General features: G+C 65.3%; 21 protein-coding genes. 16 read left to right on the top strand and 5 right to left on the bottom strand.

Annotated elements, in window-relative coordinates; translation table 11 throughout:
- Nucleotides 1-177 precede the first annotated feature (177 nt).
- Complete coding sequence (locus OKW41_RS41380) at nucleotides 178-1,734, top strand: amidase (protein ID WP_429576005.1); 1,557 nt, start codon at nucleotides 178-180, stop codon at nucleotides 1,732-1,734.
- 168 nt (nucleotides 1,735-1,902) lie between these two features.
- Here the strand turns inward: OKW41_RS41380 and OKW41_RS41375 are convergent, their stop codons facing one another.
- The 3 genes from OKW41_RS41375 to OKW41_RS41365 all read right to left on the bottom strand — a co-directional run bounded on the left by OKW41_RS41375 (nucleotide 1,903) and on the right by OKW41_RS41365 (nucleotide 4,786).
- The gene (locus OKW41_RS41375) at nucleotides 1,903-2,214 is read right to left on the bottom strand and encodes a high-potential iron-sulfur protein (RefSeq protein ID WP_429453581.1); all 312 of its coding nucleotides are present in this window, start codon (nucleotides 2,212-2,214) and stop codon (nucleotides 1,903-1,905) included.
- Nucleotides 2,215-2,346: 132 nt separating this feature from the next.
- A complete protein-coding gene (locus tag OKW41_RS41370; RefSeq protein WP_429576004.1) occupies nucleotides 2,347-3,453 on the bottom strand; it encodes an NAD(P)/FAD-dependent oxidoreductase in 1,107 nt (368 codons plus the stop codon).
- Nucleotides 3,454-3,808: 355 nt separating this feature from the next.
- Nucleotides 3,809-4,786, bottom strand: a complete 978-nt coding sequence (locus tag OKW41_RS41365) for an AAA family ATPase (protein WP_184060843.1) — start codon at nucleotides 4,784-4,786, stop codon at nucleotides 3,809-3,811.
- Nucleotides 4,787-5,056: 270 nt separating this feature from the next.
- Between OKW41_RS41365 and OKW41_RS41360 the strand changes: the two genes are divergently transcribed.
- Nucleotides 5,057-5,617, top strand: coding sequence for a hypothetical protein (locus OKW41_RS41360; RefSeq protein WP_429453584.1), 561 nt, complete (start codon nucleotides 5,057-5,059; stop codon nucleotides 5,615-5,617).
- Between the two features lie 54 nt (nucleotides 5,618-5,671).
- Nucleotides 5,672-6,469: an endonuclease/exonuclease/phosphatase family protein gene (locus OKW41_RS41355; RefSeq protein WP_429576003.1), complete on the top strand. Its 798-nt coding sequence runs from the start codon at nucleotides 5,672-5,674 to the stop codon at nucleotides 6,467-6,469.
- Nucleotides 6,470-6,515: 46 nt separating this feature from the next.
- On the opposite strand, the gene OKW41_RS41350 is transcribed toward OKW41_RS41355, so the two are convergent.
- Nucleotides 6,516-7,520: an aldose 1-epimerase gene (locus OKW41_RS41350; protein WP_429576002.1), complete on the bottom strand. Its 1,005-nt coding sequence runs from the start codon at nucleotides 7,518-7,520 to the stop codon at nucleotides 6,516-6,518.
- 339 nt (nucleotides 7,521-7,859) lie between these two features.
- On the opposite strand from OKW41_RS41350, the gene OKW41_RS41345 reads away from it, so the two are divergent.
- The 5 genes from OKW41_RS41345 to OKW41_RS41325 all read left to right on the top strand — a co-directional run bounded on the left by OKW41_RS41345 (nucleotide 7,860) and on the right by OKW41_RS41325 (nucleotide 14,049).
- Nucleotides 7,860-8,912 (top strand): LacI family DNA-binding transcriptional regulator, encoded by a 1,053-nt coding sequence (locus tag OKW41_RS41345; RefSeq protein WP_429576001.1) that lies wholly within the window; start codon nucleotides 7,860-7,862, stop codon nucleotides 8,910-8,912.
- 174 nt (nucleotides 8,913-9,086) lie between these two features.
- Entirely contained in the window at nucleotides 9,087-10,106 is a 1,020-nt protein-coding gene (locus tag OKW41_RS41340) for an ABC transporter substrate-binding protein (protein WP_018419141.1), read from the top strand.
- A 327-nt stretch (nucleotides 10,107-10,433) separates the two neighbouring features.
- Nucleotides 10,434-11,999, top strand: coding sequence for a sugar ABC transporter ATP-binding protein (locus OKW41_RS41335; RefSeq protein WP_429576556.1), 1,566 nt, complete (start codon nucleotides 10,434-10,436; stop codon nucleotides 11,997-11,999).
- Between the two features lie 49 nt (nucleotides 12,000-12,048).
- Entirely contained in the window at nucleotides 12,049-13,029 is a 981-nt protein-coding gene (locus OKW41_RS41330; protein ID WP_429576555.1) for an ABC transporter permease, read from the top strand.
- A 63-nt stretch (nucleotides 13,030-13,092) separates the two neighbouring features.
- Complete coding sequence (locus tag OKW41_RS41325) at nucleotides 13,093-14,049, top strand: ABC transporter permease (protein WP_429576000.1); 957 nt, start codon at nucleotides 13,093-13,095, stop codon at nucleotides 14,047-14,049.
- A 187-nt stretch (nucleotides 14,050-14,236) separates the two neighbouring features.
- Here the strand turns inward: OKW41_RS41325 and OKW41_RS41320 are convergent, their stop codons facing one another.
- Nucleotides 14,237-15,391 carry a hypothetical protein gene (locus OKW41_RS41320; RefSeq protein WP_429576554.1) on the bottom strand — a complete coding sequence of 385 codons (1,155 nt, stop codon included), beginning with the start codon at nucleotides 15,389-15,391 and terminating at the stop codon, nucleotides 14,237-14,239.
- Nucleotides 15,392-15,978: 587 nt separating this feature from the next.
- On the opposite strand from OKW41_RS41320, the gene OKW41_RS41315 reads away from it, so the two are divergent.
- The 8 genes from OKW41_RS41315 to OKW41_RS41280 all read left to right on the top strand — a co-directional run bounded on the left by OKW41_RS41315 (nucleotide 15,979) and on the right by OKW41_RS41280 (nucleotide 25,484).
- Nucleotides 15,979-16,749 (top strand): ferredoxin--NADP reductase, encoded by a 771-nt coding sequence (locus OKW41_RS41315; protein ID WP_429575999.1) that lies wholly within the window; start codon nucleotides 15,979-15,981, stop codon nucleotides 16,747-16,749.
- A 404-nt stretch (nucleotides 16,750-17,153) separates the two neighbouring features.
- A complete protein-coding gene (locus OKW41_RS41310; RefSeq protein ID WP_429453591.1) occupies nucleotides 17,154-18,041 on the top strand; it encodes a sensor histidine kinase in 888 nt (295 codons plus the stop codon).
- A gap of 10 nt (nucleotides 18,042-18,051) precedes the next feature.
- A complete protein-coding gene (gene rqpR, locus OKW41_RS41305; protein WP_184051190.1) occupies nucleotides 18,052-18,708 on the top strand; it encodes a response regulator transcription factor RqpR in 657 nt (218 codons plus the stop codon).
- Between the two features lie 174 nt (nucleotides 18,709-18,882).
- Nucleotides 18,883-20,274 (top strand): amino acid permease, encoded by a 1,392-nt coding sequence (locus tag OKW41_RS41300; RefSeq protein ID WP_429575998.1) that lies wholly within the window; start codon nucleotides 18,883-18,885, stop codon nucleotides 20,272-20,274.
- A gap of 420 nt (nucleotides 20,275-20,694) precedes the next feature.
- Nucleotides 20,695-21,216 (top strand): (2Fe-2S)-binding protein, encoded by a 522-nt coding sequence (locus tag OKW41_RS41295; protein ID WP_018419132.1) that lies wholly within the window; start codon nucleotides 20,695-20,697, stop codon nucleotides 21,214-21,216.
- Between the two features lie 10 nt (nucleotides 21,217-21,226).
- Complete coding sequence (locus tag OKW41_RS41290) at nucleotides 21,227-23,608, top strand: xanthine dehydrogenase family protein molybdopterin-binding subunit (RefSeq protein ID WP_429575997.1); 2,382 nt, start codon at nucleotides 21,227-21,229, stop codon at nucleotides 23,606-23,608.
- A gap of 28 nt (nucleotides 23,609-23,636) precedes the next feature.
- A complete protein-coding gene (locus tag OKW41_RS41285) occupies nucleotides 23,637-24,434 on the top strand; it encodes an FAD binding domain-containing protein (RefSeq protein ID WP_429575996.1) in 798 nt (265 codons plus the stop codon).
- Nucleotides 24,435-24,602: 168 nt separating this feature from the next.
- Complete coding sequence (locus tag OKW41_RS41280; RefSeq protein WP_090802637.1) at nucleotides 24,603-25,484, top strand: AAA family ATPase; 882 nt, start codon at nucleotides 24,603-24,605, stop codon at nucleotides 25,482-25,484.
- The last annotated feature ends 3 nt before the right edge of the window (nucleotides 25,485-25,487 follow it).

The raw sequence follows: 25,487 nt of genomic DNA, 5'->3' as shown, positions 1-25,487 counted from the left end.
AAGCGCGCACTCGAATTCACATGAGTCACGTCGGCGCTCAACTCGGGTACTCTGTGCAAGACGGCGTGTGGGCCGACACGCCGTCTTTTCACATGTGCGACGCCCGAGCGGGGCAACGCGATGCCGAGCGAAACGCCCCCGTCGCGCGTGCATGACCGGCCACGAATTCGACGCAGCATGCCAACCGACCGCGAGGGCTCAACCGACGTGCAATCAGACTATCTCGCTCATGACGCCATCGGCCTCGCCGAACTGGTGCGCACGCGCCAGGTCAGCGCGCGCGAATTGATCGACGTCGCGATCTCGCGCACCGAGGCCGTCAATCCCGCGATCAACGCGGTCGTTCTGAAGGACTACGATGCGGCCCGCCAACGTGCGTCGCGCGAAGACGCGAATCGCGCGAATACCGTCGACGGCGCGAACGGAACGGACAACTCCGCCGCCCACGCCGCGCTCGCCGGCGTGCCGTTCCTGATCAAGGATCTCGGCGCGCCCGTTGCGGGACTGCCCATGGCAATGGGCAGCCGACACTACCGGCACTTCATTCCGACTCAGGATGCGCCGGTCGTCGCGCTCGCGAAAGCGGCGGGTTTGAATATCTTCGCGAAGACCAGCACGTCCGAGCTGGGCCAGATGCCTTATACGGAGCCCGAACTATTTGGCGCGTGCCGCAATCCGTGGAATATCGATCACACGCCGGGCGGTTCGAGCGGCGGCGCGGCGGCGGCGGTCGCTGCCGGCATCGTACCGCTCGCGCATGCGTCGGACGGCGGCGGCTCGATCCGGATTCCGGCGTCGTGCTGCGGACTGTTCGGCCTGAAACCCTCGCGCGGTCGCGTGCCGCGTGCGGCGCAGGCCGGGGCCGGCGAACTCGGCATCGATCACGCCGTGTCGCGCAGCGTGCGCGACAGCGCGTTGCTGCTCGATCTGCTGGCCGGCAACGCCGAGCGGCCGAGCGGCGCGCCCGGCACCTTTCTCGGCGCGACGCGCGAGCCGTGCAAACCGCTGACGATCGCCTACGTGACCGAGCCGATGCTCGCGCCGTCGTTATCGGCCGATGCGCGCGCCGCGCTCGACGACGCCGCGCACCTCGCGAGCTCACTCGGCCATCGTCTGGAGCCGGTGTCGCTCGGCGTCGATTTCGCGGCGGTCCGTCATGCGTTCCTGACGCTGTGGTCGGTGACCGCCGAGGACCTCGTGCTGAACGCGGAGCGCATCACCGGCCACAAGCCAACGCGCGGCGAGTTCGAAATTTCGACATGGGCGATGGCGCACGTCGGCCGCAAGCTCGGCGAGCAGGGCTTGCCGGCCGCGCTCGACGAACAGCGCCGCATCACTGCGCGTCTGACCGACCTGCTGAACCGCTACGACGTGCTGTTGTGCGCGACGCTCGCGTCCGCGCCGATCAAGATCGGCGAGATGCGACCAAGCTCGGTCGAGCGCATGCAGATGCGCGCGGTCACCACGATACCGGTAGAACGATTGATGAAGAAACTGCTGTTCGAAGCGTCGAACAAGGCGTTCGCGTGGGCCGGATGCACGGAGCTGTTCAACCTGAGCGGCCAGCCGGCGATGTCGGTGCCTTTGTACTGGAATGCGCGCGGGCTGCCGATCGGCGTGCAGTTCGCGGCGCGTATCGGCGGCGAGGCGACTCTGTTCAGACTCGCCGCGCAACTCGAGGCGGCACGGCCGTGGTTCGACAAGCGGCCGCCATTGATGAATGCGCGCCGCTAAAAGTCCAGCGGCCCGCTGCAATGAAGCTTTGAAAAACCGGCCCGGCTTGCGCCGCGCAGCCTGCGCCACGCGCGGCGCGAAGCACCACGACGCGCACAATCACGGGATGCGCCGCGGTACTGCGGCGCATCCCGTGCGCGCTTGCAAGCACCTCATGCGCAGGCTTGATCAGGCCTTCTTGTTATAGGCGCTGCACCATCCCGTGGCCGCGACCTGCTTGCCCGCGAACATCGTGCAGGGGCCGTAGGCATCGCCCGCCTTGCCCTGGAAGAAGCTGCAGTTGCTGCATTGCTCGCCAGGCGTGTATTTGGCGAATTTCGCCTTGTCGACCTTGCTCGCGTCCGCCTTGTAGCCAAGCGCCTGCGCGGTCGGATCGGTTTCGGAGACTTTCGGCGCGTCGGCGAACGCCTGGCGCGACAGCGCGAGCGTCGATGCCACACCGATGCTGGTGATCAAAAACGTGCGACGGGAAGATCTCATGGGGACTCACTCCATTTATATTGGAATCAACGCCGTTCTGATGACAGCGTTCCCCAAGCATAGCAACGTAGCCGTCGCCCGTGATATTCCAAATGCTAAAAATAAGCGGATCGGTACGGGGCAAACACGGCCTCAAGGCCGCCCGCTCAGCTCGCAGACCCGCTGCGCAATCGCAAGCGATGCGGTCAACCCCGGCGACTCGATGCCGAACAGATTGACGAGCCCGCGCACGCCATGCGCGGCCGCCCCCTGGATCACGAAGTCCGCGGCGGGCTCGCCCGGGCCGGACAACTTCGGACGAATACCGGCATACGCCGGCTGCAACGCGCCATCGGGCAAGGCCGGCCAGTACGCGCGAATCGCCGCATAAAACGACTCCGCGCGACGCGGATCGACGTCGTAATTGATCGCATCGACCCATTCGACGTCGGGACCGAAGCGCGCCTGGCCGCCCAGGTCGAGCGTCAGATGCACGCCGAGGCCGGCTTCGTTCGGCATCGGATAGATCAGGCGGCTGAACGGCGCGCGCCCCGAGATGCTGAAGTAATTGCCGCGCGCGAAGTAGAGCGGCGGCACGTGGCGCACGTCGAGTCCGCGAATCTTGCGCGCGAGTGCGTTCGCATGCAGACCCGCGCTGTTGATCACGCAGGCAGCGCTGATCGTGGTGGGCGCCGCACCGCCGACCGCGATGGTGAAACGGCCATTGTGAGCCTCGATCGCCTCGACCGGCGCATGGAACGCGTACACGGCGCCGTCGCGCTCGGCATCGCCTTGCAGCGCGAGCATGTACTGATGACTATCGACGATCCCCGTCTGCGGCGAAAACACCGCCTCCACGCATTCGAGCGCCGGTTCGAGCGCCTGTGCCTGATCGCCGGTGATGCGCATCAGGTCGAGCACGCCGTTGTCGCGCCCTTTGGCCAGGATGCTTTCGAGCTGCGGAATCTGGTTGCGCGACGTGGCGACGAGCAGCTTGCCGCAGCGCGAATGCGGCACGTTGCGCTCGGCGCAATAGTCATACAGCATTTCGCGGCCGCGCACGCACAGCGTGGCCTTCAGCGATCCGCGCGGATAGTAGATGCCCGCATGAATCACTTCGCTGTTGCGTGAACTCGTGCCCACGCCGATGGCGTCGGCGGCCTCCAGCACGATCACCTCGCGCCCGCGCGCCGCCAGCGCGCGCGCCGTCGCGAGGCCGATCACGCCGGCGCCGATCACTACACATTCGATCTGATCCATATCCGTTGACGCGGCGCATGGGGCCGCGCGCTGCCTCGTTCAGCCGATGGAAGGAAGACAAGTACGGCACCTCGCCGCCGCGTTCCGTTTGTTGTCGAACGCATCTGTCCGCTGGTCTGCTTATGTCTTTTTATCACCGCCACGGAAAATTGTACGACTCGGTACAGACAGAAGTGACAAACGTTCGTGCGCGCCGACCAGGCGATGGCGGCGCAAGCTGGCTCGATTCCGCGCTCCCACATCGAAAATAGCAATAATTGCCGCGGCATTCACCATGCAGGCTGTATGAATTTGCCGAGACGGCTCCCCAAATTCCAGAGAAGCGGGGTTTGGGTGAAAAAAACGACCGAAAACCTCAAAAACCGATCGGTTTTCGCCGGTTTCCGTAATCTAGGCGGATATCGGCGGGCTCGATCTGGTCGCGTCCCGCGATGCGCGCCGCGCCGAAGCCGTTCAGGATCGCGCGGCGCATCTCGCGCGGCGAGGCCCGCTTGAGCGCATCGAGCGTCGCTTCGCCAAGCGTCCCCGGAAAGCGCAGGCCCCAGTTGTGCGCACCGCGGATCTCGTCGTAGATCGACTGCGCAATGCGTCGCGCGCCGGCGTGGTCCGGCGGCGAGATCTCGTAGACGTTCATGCGGTTCAGGATCGGCTCGGGGATCGCGCGTTCGTCGTTGGCGGTCGCGATCCAGATCACGTTGCCCGCGTTGATCGGTATCTCGGCGAACTCGTCGATAAAGCTCTGGGCGGTGTCGTGTTCGAGTAGCGCATACAGCGCGCCGAGCGGATCGTATTGCGAATCGCCGCTCGCCTTGTCGATTTCGTCGACGGCGATCACCGGGTTCGCGTAGCTGCCGTTCACGAGTGCATCGAACACCTTGCCCGGCTTCGCGTTCTTCCATTGCGACGACGCGCCCGACAGAATCCAGCCCGCCGTCAGCGAACTCATCGCGACGTATTGGTACGCGGTGCCGAGCAGGCGCGCGAGCTGCTTCGCGAAATGCGTCTTGCCGATGCCGGGCTCGCCGAGCAACAGGATCGGCATCAGTTCGAGCCGGTCCTCGGTTTCGAGGCACAGCGCGACCTGCTTGCGGATGTCGTCGAGCGGTGCGGAAAAATTGGGCAGCGCGCCGATCAGATCGTCGATCGACGGCATCCGGTTCGGCTTCACGCAGAATCGCAGATTGCCGGTTTTCAGCATCTTTTCGTAGGTCGCGCGCAGCGCCTCGTTCGCGCCCTCGCCGAGACCGTTCAGCGCGCTTTCGACCTCGTCGAGGTCATACACCCGGCTGAACGAGGCCACGGCGATTTCCTGTTTGACCATTGCTGTCGTCATCGCTCACCCCGTCTGGCTGATTCTGCAGCGGCGGCGCCTTGTGAGCGCCGGTTCGAGTCCAGTGTAGCGAGGACACAAACGCGTGCAAGCCAGCAGTCATGTGGCTCTGCTGCTAACGATCGCTGGCATCCCATCCTTATCTGGAATGGAGTGTTGCTGAACCGGCCCTCGTCGACCGTGTCAGAAATCGTTGCGGCCATCGGGGGTAAGATGGCTCTCTAATTGCTACGAGGCACCCACGCAAGCGACGCGTGAGCGGAGATCCTTTTTATGTGGAAAACCAGTATCCTGGCCATGCTGCTTGGCGCTTCGTTGCTCGCCCACGCGCAACAACGGCCAGCGCAGCAGGTCGTGCAATGGCAGCTGCAGGTGGTGAAAGATGGCCAGCAGATCGATTCGTTCGAAGGCACTACGACCGTCGGCCAGGCACGCACGGATACGCATCACCAGGTCGTGCAACACGAGGTCGGCTGCAAGGATCAGCCCGCCGGCAGCATCGATCTGTCACGCACGATCACGGTGTCGACGCTGCGCGTCGATCCCGAGGGCGTGATGTTTTCGATCGACACGCAGGAAACGCTCGAGGACGACAATGCGCGGCGCACCGACATCGGCTGCAAGCTGCCGCCGCAGCCGCGCCAGGTGAGCGCGAGCCACCCGGGTCTCGTGGTGCCGCCGGATCAATGGGCGAGCTGGACGATCGTCGATCACAATCCGAACCTCGTGTACCGCGTGCATGCGAACGTCGTGAGCAACGGTGCGAACGGCAACGGCACGAACGGCGGCATGAGCGGCAATGGCGCCGCGACCGGCAGCAGCAATCCGAACTGACAGGAACCGCGCGCCTTACCGACGCGCTCAAACAGAACACGTGGATAACGCGGCATGCGAAACCCAGAAGAACTGATCCGCGAGAGCCTCGCGCCGAACGATTTCGTCGCGGTGAGCTGGAACCTGCACAAGGGCCGCACACCGCTCGGTTTTCAGGCCTGGCAGGCGATGCAGCGCTGGGTTCAATCGACCCACGCGGACGCATACTTCCTGCAGGAAGCGATGGCGCGGCGTATGCCGTCGCCGGTATTGGCGAGCAGTTTCGGCACGCCGATGCGCGATCCACTGACCGACGTATGGCACTGTCAGGCAACCGAAATCGCGCGCGCGCTCGAACTCGAAGTCGCGCTCGGCCCGAACGTGTTCAAGCCGTCATGGCGGCACGGCAATGCGATCCTGTCGCCGCATCCGCTCGATCTCGGCGGCCGCTGGGACATCTCCGCGCACCGCTTCGAAAAGCGCGGCCTGCTGGTCGCGCGTGCGACGTTCGGCGGACGACTCGTCACGTTGCTCTGTGCGCATCTCGCGCTGACGCGTCCGGCGCGGTTGCGGCAGATGGACTGGATCGCGCACTGGATCGCGAAGGAAGCCCCCGACGGTCCGCTCGTGCTGGCCGGCGATTTCAACGATTGGCGCAACGACTCGGTGCCGCTCTTTCGCGAGCATGGCTTGCAGGAAGTCGCGACGCTGCTCGGCGAACCCGCGCGCACGTTCCCGGCGTTCTCGCCGGCGCTGTCGCTCGACAAGATGTTCGTGCGCGACATGCAGCCGGTCGAATGGATCCAGCCGACGCAGGAGACCGCGTGGCTGTCGGATCATTTGCCGTATATGGCGAAGTTGCGGCTGGAGTGAGCGCTTCTGTTGGTTGAGCTTTCGCCAACGGAACGCGCGTCCCCCCTCACTCGCGATGCGGCGTCCAGCTCAACGCCGCTTCGATCTCCTCCCCCGGCTGCAATACGCAGCCACCGACGTGTTCTTGTGTACCAACCGCGTTGAAGCAATCGGTCGTATTCGTGACCGGTTCCACGCATAGTTGCGGATCGTTGGCCGGCGCGAACACGACCAGGTGATCGAACGGCGCGTCGGCACGCATCGTCAGATTGCGGCGCTCGTCGGGCCACGCGATCGTCGCCACGCGCGACCAGTTCGAAAAGTTGTTGTCGAGATCGAAAGCATCGGGCGACATGCCCGCGCGCAATGCGTCGACGGCCGGATGCGGGCCGAGATGCGTCGGCAGCACGTCGGTGTCCGCGTGCCACATGGCCTGAACGTCGGCATGGATGCACGTCGACGCGGTGCGCGGATAGTACGGATGATGGCCCATGCCGAACGGCATCGGCCGGCCGGCGAGATTCCGCGCGGACATCGTGATGTGGAGCGCGCCACCGCGCAACTCGATACGCTGCCGCGCGCGATAGCGAAACGGCCAGTCGCCAGTCACGCTCGCATCCGGTTCGTGCTCGAAGTGCAAGTCCACCGCGCTTTCGCTGCGCGCGCCGACGCGCCACGGATGCCGCCACGCGTTGCCATGCAGCGCGTGGGCGAAACGCGGGTCGTTGCCGGCGAGATCGATCGTCGCGCCGTCGAACGCGAAGCGCGCATCGCGAATCCGGTTGCAGTATGGGAACAGCGGAAAGCTCGCCATGCGTAGCGGATCGCGCGCTTCGAACGCTTCCGGCGGCGCCGGCCGCAGCCAGTGCAACGGACCTTCCGGCGTGACTTCGTAGAACGCCGCGAGCGCGCCGCCAACGTCCGGCGCGAGCACCGCTCGCAACGCACCGGCCGACAACGTGACGAGGCGCGCGGCGATCGCGGGATCGTCGAGCCATGAGCGTTGAGTCGCCGAACGAGTCACGGCATGTGCCTCGCGCGGCCGGGCAGGATTCAGGGAAACATCGCGCATGGTCAGACGAGGCGAAACCGCGAGCGGAAAGCGGCATCAACGTGCATTCATATCTCCTTTGACTGCCGCGCACCCCGCGGCCGGCGGACCACCTCGGTCCGCCCCGAGCGAGAATCGCACGACACCGCACCATTGGTCAATATTATTAGTAATAAATTCGTTAAAAAAGGGCCGGCGACGGACCGTAAGCTCCGCTCCCAGATGGCGGGTTCGCGCGCGTTGCCGCGCGCATATTATTAGTGGTACCGTCAGCTGCATGATGCCGCTAGCATTCCCCCGCTTCAGCGCCGCCTCGGCGCGGCCCGCACAATGAAAAAATCGACTCAACGCCGTCCCACCATGACCGACATCGCCAAGCTCACCGGCGTGTCGCAATCCACCGTTTCGCTCGTGCTCAACAACGCGGCCGGCGCGAAATTCTCCGATGCAACCCGCAACAAGGTGCTGAAGGCCGCGCACGACCTCGGCTACCGGCTGTCGCTGCGCGCGCCCCTAGCGGCATCGAGCGACGAGCGCAACCTGATCGTCTATCTGGCTGACGAAATCTCGACGAGCCCGCACCCGGTCGTCAACATCGACGGCGCGCGCGACGCCGCGTACGCGAGCGGCAAGATGCTCGCGGTCTACTCGACGCACGGCAACGCCGACATCGAAAAACAGGTACTCGACAGGGTCCTCACCAATCCGCACGTGTTCGGTGTGATTTACGCGACCGTCTACACGCGCAAGGTCGCGCCGCCGACCGCGCTGTCGCAGGTGCCGACCGTGCTGCTGAACTGCTACACCGGCGACAGCACGTTCTCGTCCGTGGTGCCGGCCGAAGTCGCGGGCGGCCATCTGGCGACCGAGTACCTGCTGCAGGCCGGCCACCGGCGCATCGGCTACATCAACGGCGAGCCGTGGCAGGACGCCGCGAAAGACCGCCTGAAGGGCTACCGCACCGCGCTCGCGACCGCCGATCTGCCTTTCGCGGCCGAACTCGTGCGCGATGGCGACTGGAGCTCTGGCCTCGGCTTCGAGCTGACGCTGTCGCTGATGCGCGAGGCCAATCCGCCCACCGCGATCTTCTGCGCCAACGACCTGACCGCGATCGGCGCGATCGAGGCGCTCAAGCAGCTCGGCCTGCGCGTGCCCGAGGACGTGTCGGTGCTCGGCTACGACGACCAGGAAATCGCGCGCCACACGCATCCGCCGCTGTCGACGGTGGTGCTGCCCAACTACGAACTCGGCCGCTGGGCCGTCGAAACGTTGCTGCAGGAAGAGCACAACCGCGCAGCCGGCGCGCCGGTGCGCCATCGCACGGTCAAGCTCGACGGACCGCTGGTGGAACGCACCTCGGTCAGGGTAATTACCGAGGCGAAACCGGCGCCAGTTAATATTATTATTGATTGACCCATAATAATTTTGAGTGGACTAATCGGCACGTCGGGTCGGAAAGACAGCGCGCCGGTGGGTCATAGCCAATCGCGCGCTGGCCGGCGAACCAACGTCGGCCCCCGGCTGGACAAAGGCAATCCCGAGCAGCACGAAAAACAAATAAACCGTCACCGGTTACTGGAGGAAGACATGGCGTCGCTCAATACGCAGTCGCGCATGCACGCGCGCAAGCAGCAGATTCGTCCGCTGGCAGCTTCGTTGCTGGCTCTGGCAATCGGTGTCGGCGCGGCGGCCGCGCACGCGGACGACGCATTGCCGAAGTTGCCGACCAAGACCCCGCTGAAGGTCGGCTTCGCGCAGACCGAAAGCAACAACCCGTGGCGTCTCGCGGAAACCCGGAGCTTCAAGGACATCGCCGCGAAATGCGGCTGGCAGATCGTGATGACCGACGCCAACGGCTCCAACTCCAAACAGGTCTCCGACATTCAAAGCATGATCGCCCAGCACGTCGATCTGCTGGTGTTCCCGCCGCGTGAAGAGAAGCCGCTCGCGCCGGTCGTGCTGCAGGCGAAGAAGGCCGGCATTCCGGTGATCCTCGTCGACCGCGACGTCGACCAATCGGTGGCGAAGGCTGGCCGCGACTACATCACGTTCATCGGCTCGGACTTCATCGATCAGGGTCACCGCGCCGCCGACTGGCTCGTCAAGGCGACGGGCGGCAAGGCGAAGATCATCGAACTCGAAGGCACGACGGGTGCGTCGGCCGCGAACGATCGCAAGAAGGGTTTCGACGAAGTCATCGCGAAGAACCCCGGCATGACGATCATCGCGTCGCAAAGCGGCGACTTTGCGCGCGACACCGGCCGCAAGGTGATGGAAACACTGTTGCAGGCGCATCCCGACGTGACCGCCGTGTACGCGCACAACGACGAAATGGCGCTCGGCGCGATTGCCGCGATCAAGGCGGCCGGCAAGCAGCCGGGCAAGGACATTCAGATCGTCACGATCGACGGCACCAAGGGCGGCATGGACGCGATCGCGGCCGGCGAACTCGGCGCGAGCGTGCAGTCGAGCCCGTTCTTCGGCCCGCTCGCCTGCGACGTCGCGCAGCGCTATGCGAAGGGTGAAAAGATCCCGACCTGGATCAAGGTGTCCGACCGTTTCTACGACAAGGAAAACGTGCAGCAGAACATGCAGTACGGCTACTGATCGCAATTATCGGGAAGCGCCCCGGGCGCATCATTTTCCCGGGGACTCCCTTCGGCGTTGTAGCAGCAAGTCACCCGCCTTCCATGAATGTCTCCTCGTCGGGCGGGTGGTGGGCAGGCTTCGAAGCGACGCGCCCGTGACCGACGGACCGTCGCTTCGCTTTTATGCGGGCGTAGCATGGGCCGGGCGCGCTGGCGCGACGGACCCCGCGTCGCCGGCAACAGCGCAGTCGGCAATATCGACAGCATCCGCATCAGGAGAACGCCCGTGACGGAATCTGGCAAAGAGACGCCACACTCCCCCCTTACCCGTTCGCCGCTGCTCGAGATGCAGGACATCGGCATCAGCTTCGGCGGCGTGCCCGCGTTGCGCGGCGCGAATCTGAGCGTCGCCGCGGGCGAAGTGCACGCGCTGATCGGCCAGAACGGCGCCGGCAAATCGACACTGATCAAGATCCTGACCGGCGCCTATCGGCGCGGCTCGGGCAGCGTGAGATTCGAAGGCCGCGAGGTCGATTTCCGCACGCCCAAGCAGGCGCGCGAAGCGGGCATCAGCACGATCTACCAGGAGATCAACCTGGTGCCGTTCCGGTCGGTCGCGGAAAACATCTTTCTCGGCCGCGAGCCGCGCCGCTTCGGTCTGATCGACTGGCGCACGGTGCAGCAGCGCGCGGCCGCGTTGCTCGATTCGTTCGGTTTGCAGATCGATGTGAAAAAGCCGGTCGGTCGTTACTCGACCGCGATCCAGCAAATGGTGGCGCTTGCGCGTGCGGTGTCGTCGGACGCGAAGATGGTGATCATGGACGAATCGACGTCGTCGCTCGACGAGCGCGAAGTCGAACTGCTGTTCACCGTCGTGCGCAAGCTGCGCGACGACGGCCGCGCGGTGATTTTCGTCTCGCACCGGCTCGACGAGCTGTACGCGCTGTGCGATCGCGTGACCGTGATGCGCGACGGCCAGACGGTCGTGCAAAGCACGATGGCCGAGATGGACAAGCTGCAGCTCGTCACGACGATGCTCGGCCGCTCGCTCGCCGCTGTCGTGCAAGACGACACGGCCGCGCGCGAAGCGAATCTCGCCGGGCGCGGCAAGCAGGTGATCGGCGTGACGCAGCTCGGCGCGCCGCCGAAGGTCAACGGCGTGTCGCTCGACGTGCACGCTGGCGAGGCGGTCGGCCTGGCCGGACTGCTCGGTTCGGGCCGTACCGAAACGATGCGGCTGATGTTCGGCGCCGATCCGCTGGCACAAGGCGCGCTGTCGATCGGCGGCGAGAAAGTCGCGCTGAAGTCGCCGCAGGACGCGATCGCGCGCGGCCTCGCGTACCTGACCGAAGACCGCAAGGGCGAAGGCATCGTCCCCGAGCTGTCGGTGCGCGACAACCTGACGCTCGTCTGTCTGCGCACGCTCGCGAAAAACGGCATCGTCGACGTGAAGAAGCAGCAGGCGATCGTCGATCGCTTCATCGCGTCGCTCGGCATCAAGCTGCGATCGGCCGATCAGCCGATCCGTGAGCTATCGGGCGGCAACCAGCAGAAAGTGCTGCTCGCGCGCTGGCTCGCGGCCGAGCCAGCGCTGCTGCTGCTCGACGAGCCGACGCGCGGCATCGACGTCGGCGCGAAAGCCGACGTCGCGAAGATCGTGCGCGAGTTGCGCGACGCGGGGCTCGCGGTACTGCTGTCCGCGTCCGAGCTCGAAGAGTTGACCGCGGTCGCCGATCGCGCGGTCGTGATCCGCGACGGTCGCACGGTCGCCGAACTGAACGGCGCCGACATGAGCGAGACCGCGATCATGGATGCGATCGCCTACGGCAGCGAGGGCCAATCGGCGCTCGCGCAAGCCGCGCAATCGGCACACATCGAAGACGGGTTGGAGGGCGACCGTCATGGCGCTTAAGCTGCGTTCGAATTCGCTACGCAGCGATGCGGCGGGCGCCGACACCACCATGATGCAATCGACCAATACCCCGCCCGCACGGTCCGCGAGCACCGTGCACAAGTGGCGCTATCTCGCGATGCAGCGCGAAGTGATCGTGCTGCAAGCGATGGTGCTGTTCAACCTGATATTCACGCCGCACTTCTGGTCGTTGCAGACGTTCAACGTGAACATGACGCAGGTCGTGACGATCGTGATCGTCGGCATCGGCATGACGCTGGTCGTCGCGACGGGCGGCATCGATCTGTCGGTGGGCGCGTCGATGGCGATTTCGGGCGCGCTCGCGCCGATGCTGTTCCTCAACATAGCGGGGCCGCTCGGCATCGGGCTTGCGTTCGTTCTGCCGGTAGTCGCGGCGGCCGCATGCGGCGTGTTCAACGGCCTGCTCGTCACTCGTTTATCGGTGCAGCCGATCGTCGCGACGCTCGTGCTGTTCATCGCCGGACGCGGCATCGCACAGGTCGTCACCGACGGCAGCCTGCAGGCGTTCAACACGCCAGCCTTTCAGTGGATCGCGCTCGGCAAGGTCGCGGGCGTGCCGTTCCAGGTGCTGCTGATGCTCGCGCTGGTCGGCGCGTTCGCGTGGGTCGTGCGCAAGACGTTGTTCGGCCAGTATCTGCTGATCACCGGCGGCAACGAAAAAGCCGCGTATCTGTGTGGCGTGCCAACCGCTACCGTCAAGATGATCGCGTACACGCTGTGCGCGGCGCTCGCGGGCCTCGCGGGGCTGATCTCGATCTCGGTGAATTCGTCGTCGGATGCGAACGTCGTGGGGCTTGGCGTCGAACTCGATGCGATCGCGGCGGTCGCGGTCGGCGGCACGGCGCTGACGGGCGGCAAGGCGTATATCGGCGGCACGCTGATCGGCGCGCTGATCATCCAGTTGCTGCGCTATACGCTGCTCGCGCACGGCATTCCCGATGCCGCCGCGCTCGTCGTGAAGGCCGGCATCATCGTCGCGGCGGTTTGCGTGCAGCGGCGCTCGCGCTGATTCTGGCGCTGGCGCTCACGCTCATTTTCACGATCTGCGGGCAACCTTTCCGGATTCGATGCGATGAACAAGAATCTTCCCATCCTGCTCGCGCTCGCGGGGCTCGTCGTCTTTGGCCTCGTGCGCTACGACCACTTCGGCTCGGCGTACAACATCACGTCATTCTGGCGCTACAACTCGATGTTCGCGCTGATCTCCATCGGCATGGCCTTCGTGATCATCACGGGCGGCATCGATCTGTCGGTCGGCACGGTCGCGGCGCTCGCGAGCGTGGTCGCCGCGTTGACGAGCGTCTTCGGCGGCTGGGTCGCGGTGCTGGCCGGTTGCGCGGCCGGGCTCGCGGTCGGTGTGCTGAACGGCGTCATCATCACGCGGCTCAAGATCCTGCCGTTCATCGTCACGCTCGCGACGAGCCTCGGCGCGCACGGCGTCGCGCTGTTGCTCGGCAAGAACGACGCGGTATCGATCGCAGCCGATTCGAACTTCGGCAACTTCGGTCAGGGCGACCTGTTCGGGCTGCCGATTCCGGGACTCGTCGCGCTCGTCGCCGCGGTCGCCGGCTGGCTCGCGCTGCGCAGCACGCGCTTCGGGCGGCACTCGCTCGCTATCGGCGGCAGCGAAGAGGCCGCGCGGCTGATGGGGCTGAATGTCGACCGCACGCTGGTGATGACCTATGCGGTCAGCGGGCTGCTCGCCGGCATGGCGGGCGTGATTCTCGCCGCGCAGTTCGGCGCTGGGCAGCCTAACGAAGGCGTCGGTTGGGAGCTGTTCGCGATTTCGGCGGTCGTGCTTGGCGGCACGCTGCTGACCGGCGGCGAGGGTTCCGTCGCGATGACGATTGCCGGCGTGCTGCTGCTCGGGCTCGTGTTCAATCTGCTGAACTTCGAGAACGGGCTCGGGTTCATCAATCTGTCCGCGTACTGGCAATCGGTGATTCGCGGCGTGTTCCTGCTACTCGTGATCGTGCTGCAGGCGCGCGTGTTGAAACAGCGCGGAAAAAAGCGGGTGCCGGCGGTGTGAACAAGCGGCACCCGCGAATTGGCGTCATCAATTCCATCGGACAGAATTTCCTTACTTGGCCGAGGCTTGCCGCTACAATCTCCGCCCCCGACCCATCTCTGTGTACCGATAGACTCGCCGCGAAACCGTGTGACCGTGACGCGTCCCCGACGCGTCACGACGTCCCCGATCGTCGTCCCCGGTTTCCTTATTGACTGTCGGTGCGCAACGTCCAGACGGTCGCCGTATTCGTGGCGTCGTCTACCGCGGTGAACTGCAAGTGGCGCTTGCTATCGAGGCCGAATGCGAGGCCGAACGCGGAGCCCGGCGCAGGGTCGACCGACATTTGAGCGACGAATTGTCCGTCGACGGTGAACTCGACGATTTCGCTGGGATGTTTCGGGTCGGGGTTGACCGCGTCGCCGTTTGCGGTCACGAGATGCCCGTTGGGTGCGAGCGCCAGCGCAAGCGGACCGTGCAGGTGCTTGTTGTCCTGATAGATCATCCGGCCGATGCCGCCATCGTGTTTCGCGCCCGCAGCGCCGTAAATGGCGAACACCGCGTTGTCACCGGTCGAGGCGACGTAAAGCACGTCATGCGATGGGTCGTAAGCCAAGCCTGTCGGGCCGATCACGAGTGCCGCCGGGTCGGTGCGGTGCATGTAGCCTGACGCGATGATGGTCGAGCTTGGCAGCATCTGAACGCCATCCTCGCCGATGGCAAGATCGATCCGCGCGACCTTTCCGTTCAACACGTCCGAGACGAAGACCCGGACGAATCGCCCCCCGTCGATCACGGTGAGATCCCAGGGGCCATCCAGCAGGTTGGGATCTTTCAGCTCCTTGACGAGCCCGCCCTGAGGATTGGTGACGAGCAGCGAGCCCGGCGCGACGACGTTCTTGCCATCCGTGGTTGGCACATTGCCCACCAGCACGAAGCCGCTTCTCAGCACGGCGAGCGCCGTCGTGAGACCGAGATTGCTTCCCTGGAAGAACGTCACCGGATCGCTGTTGGACACGAGCTTGACGATCGTCGTACCGGTTCCCTGCAGATTCGACTTCGCATTGAAATTCGACACCACCACATCGCCGGGTTTGAGCGTGCTCCAGGACGGCACGCCGGCCGGCACGAACGCCATGCCGTACGGATTGACATCGCCGTTGGCCGGAACGGTCGATGAGATCACCGACTGCGGCGGCAAAATCGCCTCCTGCGCCTCGGCCCCGACCGTCCCCAACGCTAAAACCAGCAGACCGGCTCGACACAGCGCGCGACGCACGCGGCGCGATGCGCGTGCCCGTATAACCAACCCGTCGAAGCCAGTGTATGAACCGGATGCAGATATCGCACGAGAAGCTTCCATTTGACACCTCCTACTCGCATGGGCGGCCGCAGCCGCCAGGACGAGTCGCGCAGCCACCGCACTGCCTGGCTTCGCGCGACTCGCGTCCTGCGTAAACGAGGCAACGTCGGGCGTATTCCCCAAAAAGTCGCGGCGCGCAAACGATAGTAGAAAACGAGGCGATCTCGATGGCGCCGGCAGGGTTCCGCCCCATTTGCCAGTTTTATCAGCAGGGTCAATCCGCAGCGCACGCCGCCTTTCGGTATCATCTTGAAAATGTTGCCCTTGCGGCGCGTCGCTTTCGCGCCTGCCGGGCAACCAATGGCAGCCGCCCTTCGCGGCGTTCGCGGAATCGCCGTACCCCGCTGAAGCACGGCCGCACTCACGCCAACGTACTTCGCGGCGCCAGCAAGCCGGTGCCGCCGCTTCCCGGTTTGGCAACCCGCTTTACCACGCTCGACCGCCGCGCCGCGGCCCCGCCCCGGCGGGCACGGTAAAATGACGGATTGCGCGGGAGTCCCGACCACGGGTCAGCGCAGCATCGCCCCTTGCCGTGCCGGCCGGCTCAGACGACTGGCCGCCTTTGTTTTCGCACTATCCAAGAAGCCATGAGCAACCTGAATTCACAAACCGTCCTGAGCGTCCATCACTGGACCGATACGCTTTTCAGCTTCACCTGCACGCGCGATCCGTCGTTCCGTTTCGAAAACGGCCAGTTCACGATGGTCGGCCTGCAGGTCGAGGGCAAGCCGCTGCTGCGCGCATACAGCCTCGCCAGTGCGAACTACGAAGAACATCTCGAATTCCTCAGCATCAAGGTGCAGGACGGCCCGCTCACATCGCGTCTGCAGCACCTGAAGGTCGGCGACGAAGTGCTGATCGGCAAGAAGCCGGTCGGCACGCTGGTGGCCGACAACCTGCTGCCGGGCAAGACGCTGTGGCTGTTGTCCACCGGCACGGGCCTCGCGCCGTTCATGTCGATCATCAAGGATCCGGACATTTACGACCGCTACGAGCGCGTGGTCCTCACGCATACCTGCCGTTTCGTCGACGAACTCGCGTACAAGGACTACATCACCGAGCACCTGCCGGCGCATGAACACCTCGGCGAGTTCGTACAGGAAAAGCTGCTGTACTACCCGACCGTCACGCGCGAAGCGTTCCAGAACCGCGGCCGCATCACCGAGCTGATCGAAACCGAAAAGCTGTTCGCCGACCTCGGCGTGCCGGGTTTCTCGCTCGAGGACGACCGCGTCATGCTGTGCGGAAGCCCGCACATGCTGCGCGACACGCGCAAGCTGCTCGAAGACGCGGGCTTCAAGGAAGGCAGCAACAACGAGCCGGGCCATTACGTGGTCGAAAAGGCCTTCGTCGGCTAAGCCGGCCGGCATTCTTCTTCGCGGCCCGCGCGCCGCGAATTCCAAAAAAGGAGCCTCCGGGCTCCTTTTTTGTTGCTCCGTTACAAATTGGAGCCCGTTGCCTCACCTTCGCTGTCAGAGTTCCTCTGACAGCACGAGTCCGCGGCAAACATCATGTAATCTCTGAAGACTCTGCGCTAAGCCTTGGCGCGACTGCTTTTTTAATCTTTTTGAGATATCATCGCGCCGCGCGATCAGACGAATTCATGCACCGATCGTCGTCCGCCCGAGTTGTTACTGAATGTAAATTTCGTTACGTTGGGCCATCGTGTTTCGTCCGACGCGAAACCTCGTGATTCGCAGGCTTTGATTCCGTCTGCGCGTGCCCGCTTCGCCGTCCACTCCGCTTCCTGAGGGGGAAATTCATGGATACGTCGACTGCCGTCCCGTTCAACGCTGCGCTGGCTTCGTCCGCGCAGCGTGATGGCTTCGACATGCCATCGCTCGCCGCGCGCGAGATCGAGCGGCTGCGCGCGCGGGTACGCGAGCTGTCGGCCGAATTGGTCGACGCGCAGGAAAGCGTGCGCCGTCACGTCGCGCGCGAGCTGCACGACGGCGTCGGCGCCGAGCTGACTGCGACGCGCTTCGCGCTCGCCGGCATCGAAACCTGGCTGCCCGCCGACGCGCCGCCGCAATGCGCGGCCGCGCTCGCGGTCGCGAATCGTTCGCTCGACGCCGTGCAGGCGGCAAATCGCGACGCCATCGCGCAACTGCACGCGCCGTCGTTCGAGACAGGCCTCGCCGGCGCGCTGGAGTGCTGGGCCCGCGACTTCTCCATGCGCACCGGCTTGCGCACCACCTTCACCTGCAGCGTCGACGCGCGGCTCGCGCGCCTGCCCGCCGATGCCGCGCTCGGCGTGTTCCGCGTCGCGCAGGAAGCGCTGAACAACGTCGCGAAACACGCGCGCGCGACCTGCGCCGACCTGCGCGTCGAAACCGGTGCGCGTCATCTGAGGCTCCTCGTCAGCGACGATGGCATCGGCCTGCCGCGCGGCGCGCGCGAACGCGGTGGCCAGAAAAAAACGGGCGGTCATTTCGGCCTCGCCGGCATGCAGGCGCGCTGCGCCGCATTCGACGGCACGCTGCGAATCAGCGCGAGGCGCACGAGCGTCGGTCGTGGCGAGGACAGCGGCACTGGCAGCAACGGCGCCATCACCCCGCGCGGCACCCTGATCCAGGCCCGCTTCGCGTGGCACGCGCTGCTCGCGGCCGCCCCAACGCCGCGCGCCGCCCGGCGCGCGCTGCAATCGTGAGCCCGGGACCATGAGCCTGCGCATCCTGATCGTCGAAGATCACGCGGTGGTCCGCCAGGGCGTTCGCCAGCTGCTGCTCGATCGCGGCGTCGCGCGCGAGGTCGCCGAGGCGCAAAGCGGCTCCGAAGCGCTCGACCTGGTCGTCCACCAGAGCTTCGACGTCGTGCTGCTCGACATTTCGCTGCCCGACATGAATGGCGTCGAGGTGCTCAAGCGTCTGAAGCGCAAGGCGCCGCGCGTCGCGGTGCTGATGTTCTCGATGTACCGCGAGGACCAGTACGCGGTGCGCGCGCTCAAAGCCGGCGCGTCCGGCTATCTGTCGAAGACGGTCGATGCCGCGCAGATGATCGGCGCGATCCAGCAGGTCGCGGCGGGCCGCAAGTACGTGAGCCCCGAGATGGCCGAGGCGCTCGCCGACTACGTGTCGTTCGACGGCGAGCAGTTGCCGCACGAAAAGCTGTCCGATCGGGAGTACCAGACGCTGTGCATGCTCGCGTCAGGCAAACGTCTCACCGATATCGCGGCCGCGCTGTCGCTGTCGGTGAAGACGGTCAGCGTGTACCGCACGCGGCTGCTCGACAAGATGAAGCTGCGCAACAACGCCGAGCTGACCTTCTATGTAATGAGCAACCGCCTCGTCGATCTGAATCCCGCGATGGCGGGCTAGCCCAGCCGGCGCCGCAAGACCATCTCGAAATCACCTCCTGGCGGGAGTTTCCACCCATCGCCTTGGGCCCAGAAGGCGCCGCGCGAACCAGCCCGGCGGCACGCATCCGCTAGAATTGCGGGTTTTCCCGACATTCGGCGCGCAACACGCGTGCACCACTGGAGACCCACGCCAATGTCCCTGTTTCGCAAAAAGAGCGTCGAGCACATGCTTGCGGCGAGCGCTCAGACCGCCGGCCTGAAAAGGGCGCTGGGCGCGCTCGACCTGACTTTCCTCGGCGTCGGCGCCATCATCGGCACCGGCATCTTCGTGCTGACCGGCACGGGCGCCTTACAGGCCGGTCCCGCGCTGATGATCTCGTTCTTGATCGCGGCGATCGCCTGCGGCTTCGCCGCGCTCGCCTACGCTGAATTCGCATCGACGATTCCGGTCGCCGGTTCGATCTACACGTACTCGTATGCGACGCTCGGCGAGCTGGCCGCGTGGATCATCGGCTGGGACCTGATGCTCGAGTACGGGCTCGCGACCTCGGCGGTGTCGGTCGGCTGGTCCGGCTATCTGCAGTCGTTGCTGTCGGGCTTCGGCGTATCGCTGCCGATGGCGCTGACCGCAGCCCCCGGCGCCGTGCCCGGACACGAAACGCTGTTCAACCTGCCCGCCTTCCTCGTGATGATGGCGATCACCACGCTGCTGTCGCTCGGCGTGCGCGAATCCGCGCGAATCAACAACATCATGGTTGCGATCAAGGTCGTCGTCGTGCTGCTCGTGATCGGTGTCGGCGTGTTTCACGTCACGCCGGCCAACTGGCACCCGTTCATGCCTCACGGCTGGAGCGGCGTGTTCGGCGCGGCCGCGGTGATGTTCTTCGCGTTCATCGGCTTCGACTCGGTGTCGTCGGCGGCCGAAGAAGTGAAGAATCCGAAGCGCGACCTTCCGATCGGCATCATCGCGTCGCTCGGCGTGTGCGCGGTGCTGTATGTGGCCGTGGCCGCGGTCGTCACCGGCATCGTGCCGTCCGGGAAGTTCATGGGCATTTCGCACCCGGTGTCGTACGCGCTGCAACTCGCGGGGCAGAACTGGGTCGCCGGCTTCATCGACCTCGGCGCCGTGCTCGGCATGCTGACCGTGATTCTCGTGATGGCCTACGGTCAGACGCGGGTGATCTTCGCGATGTCGCGCGACGGCCTGCTGCCCGCGAAGCTGTCGAAAGTGCATCCGCGTTTCGCGACCCCGTTCTTCACGACGTGGCTCGTCGGCATCTTCTTCGGCCTGATCGGCGCGCTGGTGCCGCTCAATGTGTTGGCTGAGCTGATCAATATCGGCACGCTCGCGGCGTTCTCGATGGTGTCGATCGCGGTGCTCGTGCTGCGCAAGACACACCCAGAGCTGCCGCGCGCGTTCCGTTGCCCTGGCGTGCCGGTCGTGCCGGTGCTCGCGGTCGCATCGTGCCTGTTCCTGATGCTGAACCTGCAAGGCATCACGTGGGGCGCGTTCGTGATCTGGCTGCTGATCGGCATGGTCATCTATTTCGGCTACTCGCGCCGTCATTCGAAACTGGCAAGGTAAAGCGCCGTCTCGATGAAGCCACGCCAATGAGCTGAATGCACGCGAGCGTGGCCTCGCTTTCCGCTGATCTATCGATGCGCCCCGTCATGCTCCGCAGACGGGGCGCTTGTCTTTGCGGCGTCCCATTCCGTGGCCGCCGTCTTCTCCTCGTGCGCTCGCGCGCGCCGAACACACTTCCCCTCATAGCGCGCCTGCGCGATTTGTGCTTTACTTTTCGGCAGATTTGTAAAACCCGTAGTACCCTCACCCTCATCGGATCTGGCGAATCGAAGTCAGCACGCAGTCGAAGCAAAGCAGGGGCATAACAATCACAGGTCCGGTCTCACCCACAGCAACTATCTTGCATGGGATCGTGGTCTGCGCCGAGGCAGGGATCGATACGCCAACGCGCTCGCTCCGATCGACAAAGGAGACAGCTTCATGGCGATCAGCATCAGTCTGACGGTCAATGGCGCGCCCGTGAGCGCCTCAGTCGACCCTGGCACCCTGCTTGTCCAGTTCCTGCGCGATCAACTCCGTCTTACCGGCACCCATGTCGGCTGCGACACGGCGCAATGCGGCGCCTGCACCGTGCATCTGAACGGCCGCGCAATCAAGTCCTGCAACATCCTCGCCGCGCAAGCCGATGGCGCCGAGGTCACGACCATCGAAGGGCTCGCGCACAACGGCGCGCTGCATCCGATGCAGGCCGCGTTCAAACACTGTCACGGTCTGCAATGCGGCTTCTGCACGCCGGGCATGGTGATGAACGCGGTGTCGCTGGTGCAGCGTCAACCCGATCTGACGGGCGACGAGGTGCGCGAGCAGCTCGACGGCAATCTGTGCCGCTGCACGGGCTATCACAACATCGTCAAGGCCGTGCTCGAAGGCGCCGCGGGTATGAAGTCCGCCGCATCGAGCGCATCTGCCGGCGCGAATGCCGCCGGCGCAACCGCTGCCTGAGGAGACGACGATGAACGCACCCGATACACAGAGCCTGATCGGCGCCGCCGTCGAACGCAAGGAAGACTATCGCTTCCTGACCGGCAAAGGCCAGTACACCGACGACATCGTGCTGCCGCAGCAAACCTACGCGGTGTTCCTGCGCTCACCGCACGCGCACGCGAAGATCAGAAGCATCGACACGAGCGCGGCCAAACAGTCGCCGGGCGTGATCGCGATCTTCACCGGCGCGGATCTCGCCGCCGACAACGTCGGCGGACTGCCGTGCGGCTGGCTGATCCATAGCACCGACGGCAAGCCGATGAACGAGCCGCCGCATCCGGTGATCGCGCATACGAAAGCACGGCACGTGGGCGATCAGGTCGCGCTCGTGATCGCTGAATCGATCAAGATGGCGAAAGATGCGGCCGAACTGATCGAAGTCGATTACGAAGAACTGCCGGCCGTCGTCGATACCGCGCATGCGGCCGACCCGGGTCAAGCGGCCGTGCACGACGAAGTGCCCGACAACGTCTGCTACAACTGGGGCCACGGCGACAAGGCCGCGACCGACGCCGCGTTCGCGAAAGCCGCGCACGTAACCACGCTCGATATCGTCAACAACCGCCTCGTGCCGAACGCGATCGAACCGCGCGCGGTCAACGCGAACTTTTCGGCGCAGGACGACAGCTACACGCTGTACGTCGCGAATCAGAACCCGCACGTCGAGCGGCTGCTGATGGCCGCGTTCGTGCTGTCGCTGCCGGAATCGAAGCTGCGCGTGATCGCGCCGGACGTCGGCGGCGGCTTCGGCTCGAAGATCTTTCTATACGCCGAAGACGTCGCGCTCACCTGGGCGTCGAAGAAGATCGGCCGGCCGGTCAAATGGACCGCCGAGCGCTCCGAGGCCTTCCTGTCCGACGCGCACGGCCGCGATCACGTGACGAAAGCCGAGCTTGCGATGGACGCCGACGGCAAGTTCCTCGCCATGCGCGTGCATACGATCGCCAACATGGGCGCGTATCTGTCGACGTTCGCGTCGAGCGTGCCGACGATCCTGTACGCGACGCTGCTCGCCGGGCAATACGCAACGCCCGCGATCTACGCCGAAGTGAAGGCGGTCTTCACCAACACCGTTCCCGTCGATGCGTATCGCGGCGCGGGCCGGCCGGAAGCGACGTTCGTCGTCGAGCGTCTGGTGGAAGCCGCGGCGCGCGAGATGAAACTCGACCCCGCGGAAATCCGCCGCCGCAATTTCATCACGCAATTCCCGTACGCGACGCCGGTCGGCCTCACCTACGACACCGGCGACTACAACGCGATCCTGTCGCGCGCGCTCACGCTCGCGGACGTCGAGGGCTTCGCCGCACGCCGGCAGGAATCCGAAAAGAACGGCAAGCGCCGCGGCCTCGGCTACTCGTGCTACATCGAGGCATGCGGTCTCGCGCCGTCGAACATCGCGGGCGCGCTCGGCGCGCGCGCGGGCCTGTTCGAAGTCGGCCAGATTCGCGTGCACCCGACCGGCTCGGTCACCGTGTTCACGGGCTCGCACAGTCACGGCCAGGGGCATGAAACGACCTTCGCACAAGTCGTCGCGGACCGCCTCGGCATTCCGCTCGAAAGCGTCGAGATCGTGCACGGCGACACCGGCCGCATCGCGTTCGGCATGGGCACGTATGGTTCGCGTTCGATCGCGGTCGGCGGCTCGGCCATCTCGAAGGCGCTCGACAAGATCGAAGCAAAGGCGAAGAAGATCGCCGCGCATCTGCTCGAAGCGTCGGCTGAAGACATCGAGTTCAAGAACGGTGTGTTCCGCGTCGCGGGCACCGACCGCACCAAGGCGTTCGCGGAGATCTCGCTCGCCGCGTACGTGCCGCACAACTATCCGCTCGACGTGCTCGAACCGGGGCTCGAAGAAAGCGCGTTCTACGATCCGACCAACTTCACGTACCCGTCGGGTGCGTATATCTGCGAGATCGAAGTCGATCCGGACACCGGCGTCTCCCGCATCCAGCAGTTCACCGCGGTCGACGATTTTGGCAACGTGATCAATCCGATGATCGTCGAAGGTCAGGTGCATGGCGGGCTCGGACAAGGCATCGGTCAGGCGATGCTCGAGCGCTGCGTGTACGACAACGACAGCGGCCAGTTGCTGTCCGGCTCTTACATGGACTACGCGATGCCGCATGCGTCCGACCTGCCCGACTTCACGGTCGAAACGTCGAAGGGCACGCCGTGCACGCACAATCCGCTCGGCGTCAAAGGCTGCGGCGAAGCGGGCGCGATCGGCTCACCGCCGGCCGTGATCAACGCGATCATCGACGCGCTCGCGCCGCTTGGCGTGACCAATCTGCAGATGCCGGCCACGCCGCATCGCGTGTGGTCCGCGATTCAAGCCGCGAAGCAAGCCTGACCCAACGATCCTGAGCGGAGCATTCGACATGTATTCATTCGAGTATCAACGCGCGACGGATCCGCAAGCGGCCGCCGCAGCCCTCACCGCCGACAGCGACGCGAAGTTCCTCGCCGGCGGCCAGAGCCTTCTGCCGACGATGCGCCTGCGTCTCGCGCAGCCGTCGCAACTGATCGACGTGACGCGCATTCCCGCGCTCAGGACGATCATCGTCGACGCCAGCACGGTGACGATCGGCGCAGCCGTCTGTCACGCGGACGTCGCCGAACACGCGGACGTGCGGCGCGTGTTGCCCGCGCTCGCGGAGCTGGCCGCGAATATCGGCGATCGCCAGGTGCGCGCGCTCGGCACGATCGGCGGCTCGCTCGCGAACAACGACCCGGCCGCGTGCTACCCGGCGGCGGCGATGGGCCTCGATGCGACGATCGTCACGGACCGGCGGCGCATCGCTTCGGGCGATTTCTTCGTCGGCATGTACGAGACCGCGCTCGCGCCCGACGAGCTGATCGTCGCCGTCGAGTTTCCGGTGCCCGAGCGTGCCGCATACGAGAAATTCCGCAATCCGGCCTCGCACTTCGCGCTGGTCGGCGTGTTCGTCGCGAAGTCCGCGAGCGGCGTGCGCGTCGCGGTAACGGGGGCGGCGTCATCGGTGTTTCGAGTGGCCGAGCTCGAAAGCGCGCTGTCGACGAACTTCACGCCCGAGGCGGCACGTGCAGTGAGCGTGTCGCCCGACGAGCTGAACGACGACATGCACGCGAGCGCCGCGTATCGCGCGCATCTGATTCCGGTGCTCGCCGCGCGCGCGGTCACGAAGGCAAATACCTAGCGATCCTCGCCAGGCGCCCCGGCTTGCCGCGCCTTCACCACGGCGCGCGCAAGCCGGCTTCGTTCACTTCGCGAGCCGGCGCGACAGTTCGACGCCGGGCTCGCGGCCATTGCGTTCTTCACTCGCGCCACGCTTTGCCATGGCCTGTCGCGCAGATTCAGGATCACCATGCAGCCGGCTTCGATCGACGACACCCTCGCCCAACTCGCCGCCCAACGCTATTTCGCGAGCCGCGAGCTCGCGACCGCACTGTATCTCGCGCTGCGCATGGAGCGGCCGTTGTTCGTGGAAGGCGAGCCGGGTGTCGGCAAAACCGAGCTCGCGAAAGCGGCGGCGGGCATGCTCGGCACCACGTTGCTGCGCCTGCAATGCTATGAAGGCCTCGACACCGCGAGCGCGCTTTACGAATGGGACTACCCGCGCCAGATCATGGCGCTGCGGCTTGCCGAAGCGAGCGGCGAGCGCCCCGACAACGACACGCTATATCGTGGCGAATTCCTGCTGAAGCGTCCGCTTCTGCAGGCGTTGATGCCCGACGAAAACCATCCCGGCGCGCGGCGCGTGCTGCTGATCGACGAAATCGACCGCGCCGACGAACCGTTCGAGGCATTCCTGCTCGAACTCCTGTCCGACTTCCAGGTATCGATTCCCGAATACGGCACCGTGCGCGCGACGCAGCCGCCGCTCGTCATCATGACGTCGAACCGCACGCGCGAAGTGCACGACGCGTTGAAGCGCCGCTGTCTGTATCAATGGATCGGCTATCCGGACCGCGATCGCGAACTGGAGATCGTCGCCGCGCGCGCGCCGCAAACGTCGGCGCAATTGCAGCGGCGCGCGGTCGACTTCGTGCATCGGCTGCGCGGCATGGATCTGTTCAAGGCGCCCGGCATCGCCGAGACGATCGACTGGTGCCGCGCGCTCGAAGCACTGTCGGTCACGGAGCTCGATCCGCAATCGGTGCAGAACACGCTCGGCGTGCTGCTCAAGTATCAGGACGATCTCGCGCGTGTGGATGCCGCGCAGATCGCGCAGTGTCTGTCCGGGTGAGGT

This window comes from Paraburkholderia sp. UCT70 (assembly GCF_050434085.1).
GTDB lineage: Bacteria > Pseudomonadota > Gammaproteobacteria > Burkholderiales > Burkholderiaceae > Paraburkholderia > Paraburkholderia tuberum.
Note: the sequence above shows the minus strand (reverse complement) of the source record. Positions and strands in the feature narration are given on the sequence as shown.

Bases quoted from the DNA above. Each gene is read 5' to 3' on its own strand.
- OKW41_RS41380 (WP_429576005.1), top strand. From the start codon at position 178: ATGCCAACCGACCGCGAGGGCTCAACCGACGTGCAATCAGACTATCTC.
- OKW41_RS41375 (WP_429453581.1), bottom strand. From the start codon at position 2,214: ATGAGATCTTCCCGTCGCACGTTTTTGATCACCAGCATCGGTGTGGCA.
- OKW41_RS41370 (WP_429576004.1), bottom strand. From the start codon at position 3,453: ATGGATCAGATCGAATGTGTAGTGATCGGCGCCGGCGTGATCGGCCTC.
- OKW41_RS41365 (WP_184060843.1), bottom strand. From the start codon at position 4,786: ATGACGACAGCAATGGTCAAACAGGAAATCGCCGTGGCCTCGTTCAGC.
- OKW41_RS41360 (WP_429453584.1), top strand. From the start codon at position 5,057: ATGTGGAAAACCAGTATCCTGGCCATGCTGCTTGGCGCTTCGTTGCTC.
- OKW41_RS41355 (WP_429576003.1), top strand. From the start codon at position 5,672: ATGCGAAACCCAGAAGAACTGATCCGCGAGAGCCTCGCGCCGAACGAT.
- OKW41_RS41350 (WP_429576002.1), bottom strand. From the start codon at position 7,520: ATGCGCGATGTTTCCCTGAATCCTGCCCGGCCGCGCGAGGCACATGCC.
- OKW41_RS41345 (WP_429576001.1), top strand. From the start codon at position 7,860: ATGACCGACATCGCCAAGCTCACCGGCGTGTCGCAATCCACCGTTTCG.
- OKW41_RS41340 (WP_018419141.1), top strand. From the start codon at position 9,087: ATGGCGTCGCTCAATACGCAGTCGCGCATGCACGCGCGCAAGCAGCAG.
- OKW41_RS41335 (WP_429576556.1), top strand. From the start codon at position 10,434: ATGCAGGACATCGGCATCAGCTTCGGCGGCGTGCCCGCGTTGCGCGGC.
- OKW41_RS41330 (WP_429576555.1), top strand. From the start codon at position 12,049: ATGATGCAATCGACCAATACCCCGCCCGCACGGTCCGCGAGCACCGTG.
- OKW41_RS41325 (WP_429576000.1), top strand. From the start codon at position 13,093: ATGAACAAGAATCTTCCCATCCTGCTCGCGCTCGCGGGGCTCGTCGTC.
- OKW41_RS41320 (WP_429576554.1), bottom strand. From the start codon at position 15,391: ATGGAAGCTTCTCGTGCGATATCTGCATCCGGTTCATACACTGGCTTC.
- OKW41_RS41315 (WP_429575999.1), top strand. From the start codon at position 15,979: ATGAGCAACCTGAATTCACAAACCGTCCTGAGCGTCCATCACTGGACC.
- OKW41_RS41310 (WP_429453591.1), top strand. From the start codon at position 17,154: ATGGATACGTCGACTGCCGTCCCGTTCAACGCTGCGCTGGCTTCGTCC.
- rqpR (WP_184051190.1), top strand. From the start codon at position 18,052: ATGAGCCTGCGCATCCTGATCGTCGAAGATCACGCGGTGGTCCGCCAG.
- OKW41_RS41300 (WP_429575998.1), top strand. From the start codon at position 18,883: ATGTCCCTGTTTCGCAAAAAGAGCGTCGAGCACATGCTTGCGGCGAGC.
- OKW41_RS41295 (WP_018419132.1), top strand. From the start codon at position 20,695: ATGGCGATCAGCATCAGTCTGACGGTCAATGGCGCGCCCGTGAGCGCC.
- OKW41_RS41290 (WP_429575997.1), top strand. From the start codon at position 21,227: ATGAACGCACCCGATACACAGAGCCTGATCGGCGCCGCCGTCGAACGC.
- OKW41_RS41285 (WP_429575996.1), top strand. From the start codon at position 23,637: ATGTATTCATTCGAGTATCAACGCGCGACGGATCCGCAAGCGGCCGCC.
- OKW41_RS41280 (WP_090802637.1), top strand. From the start codon at position 24,603: ATGCAGCCGGCTTCGATCGACGACACCCTCGCCCAACTCGCCGCCCAA.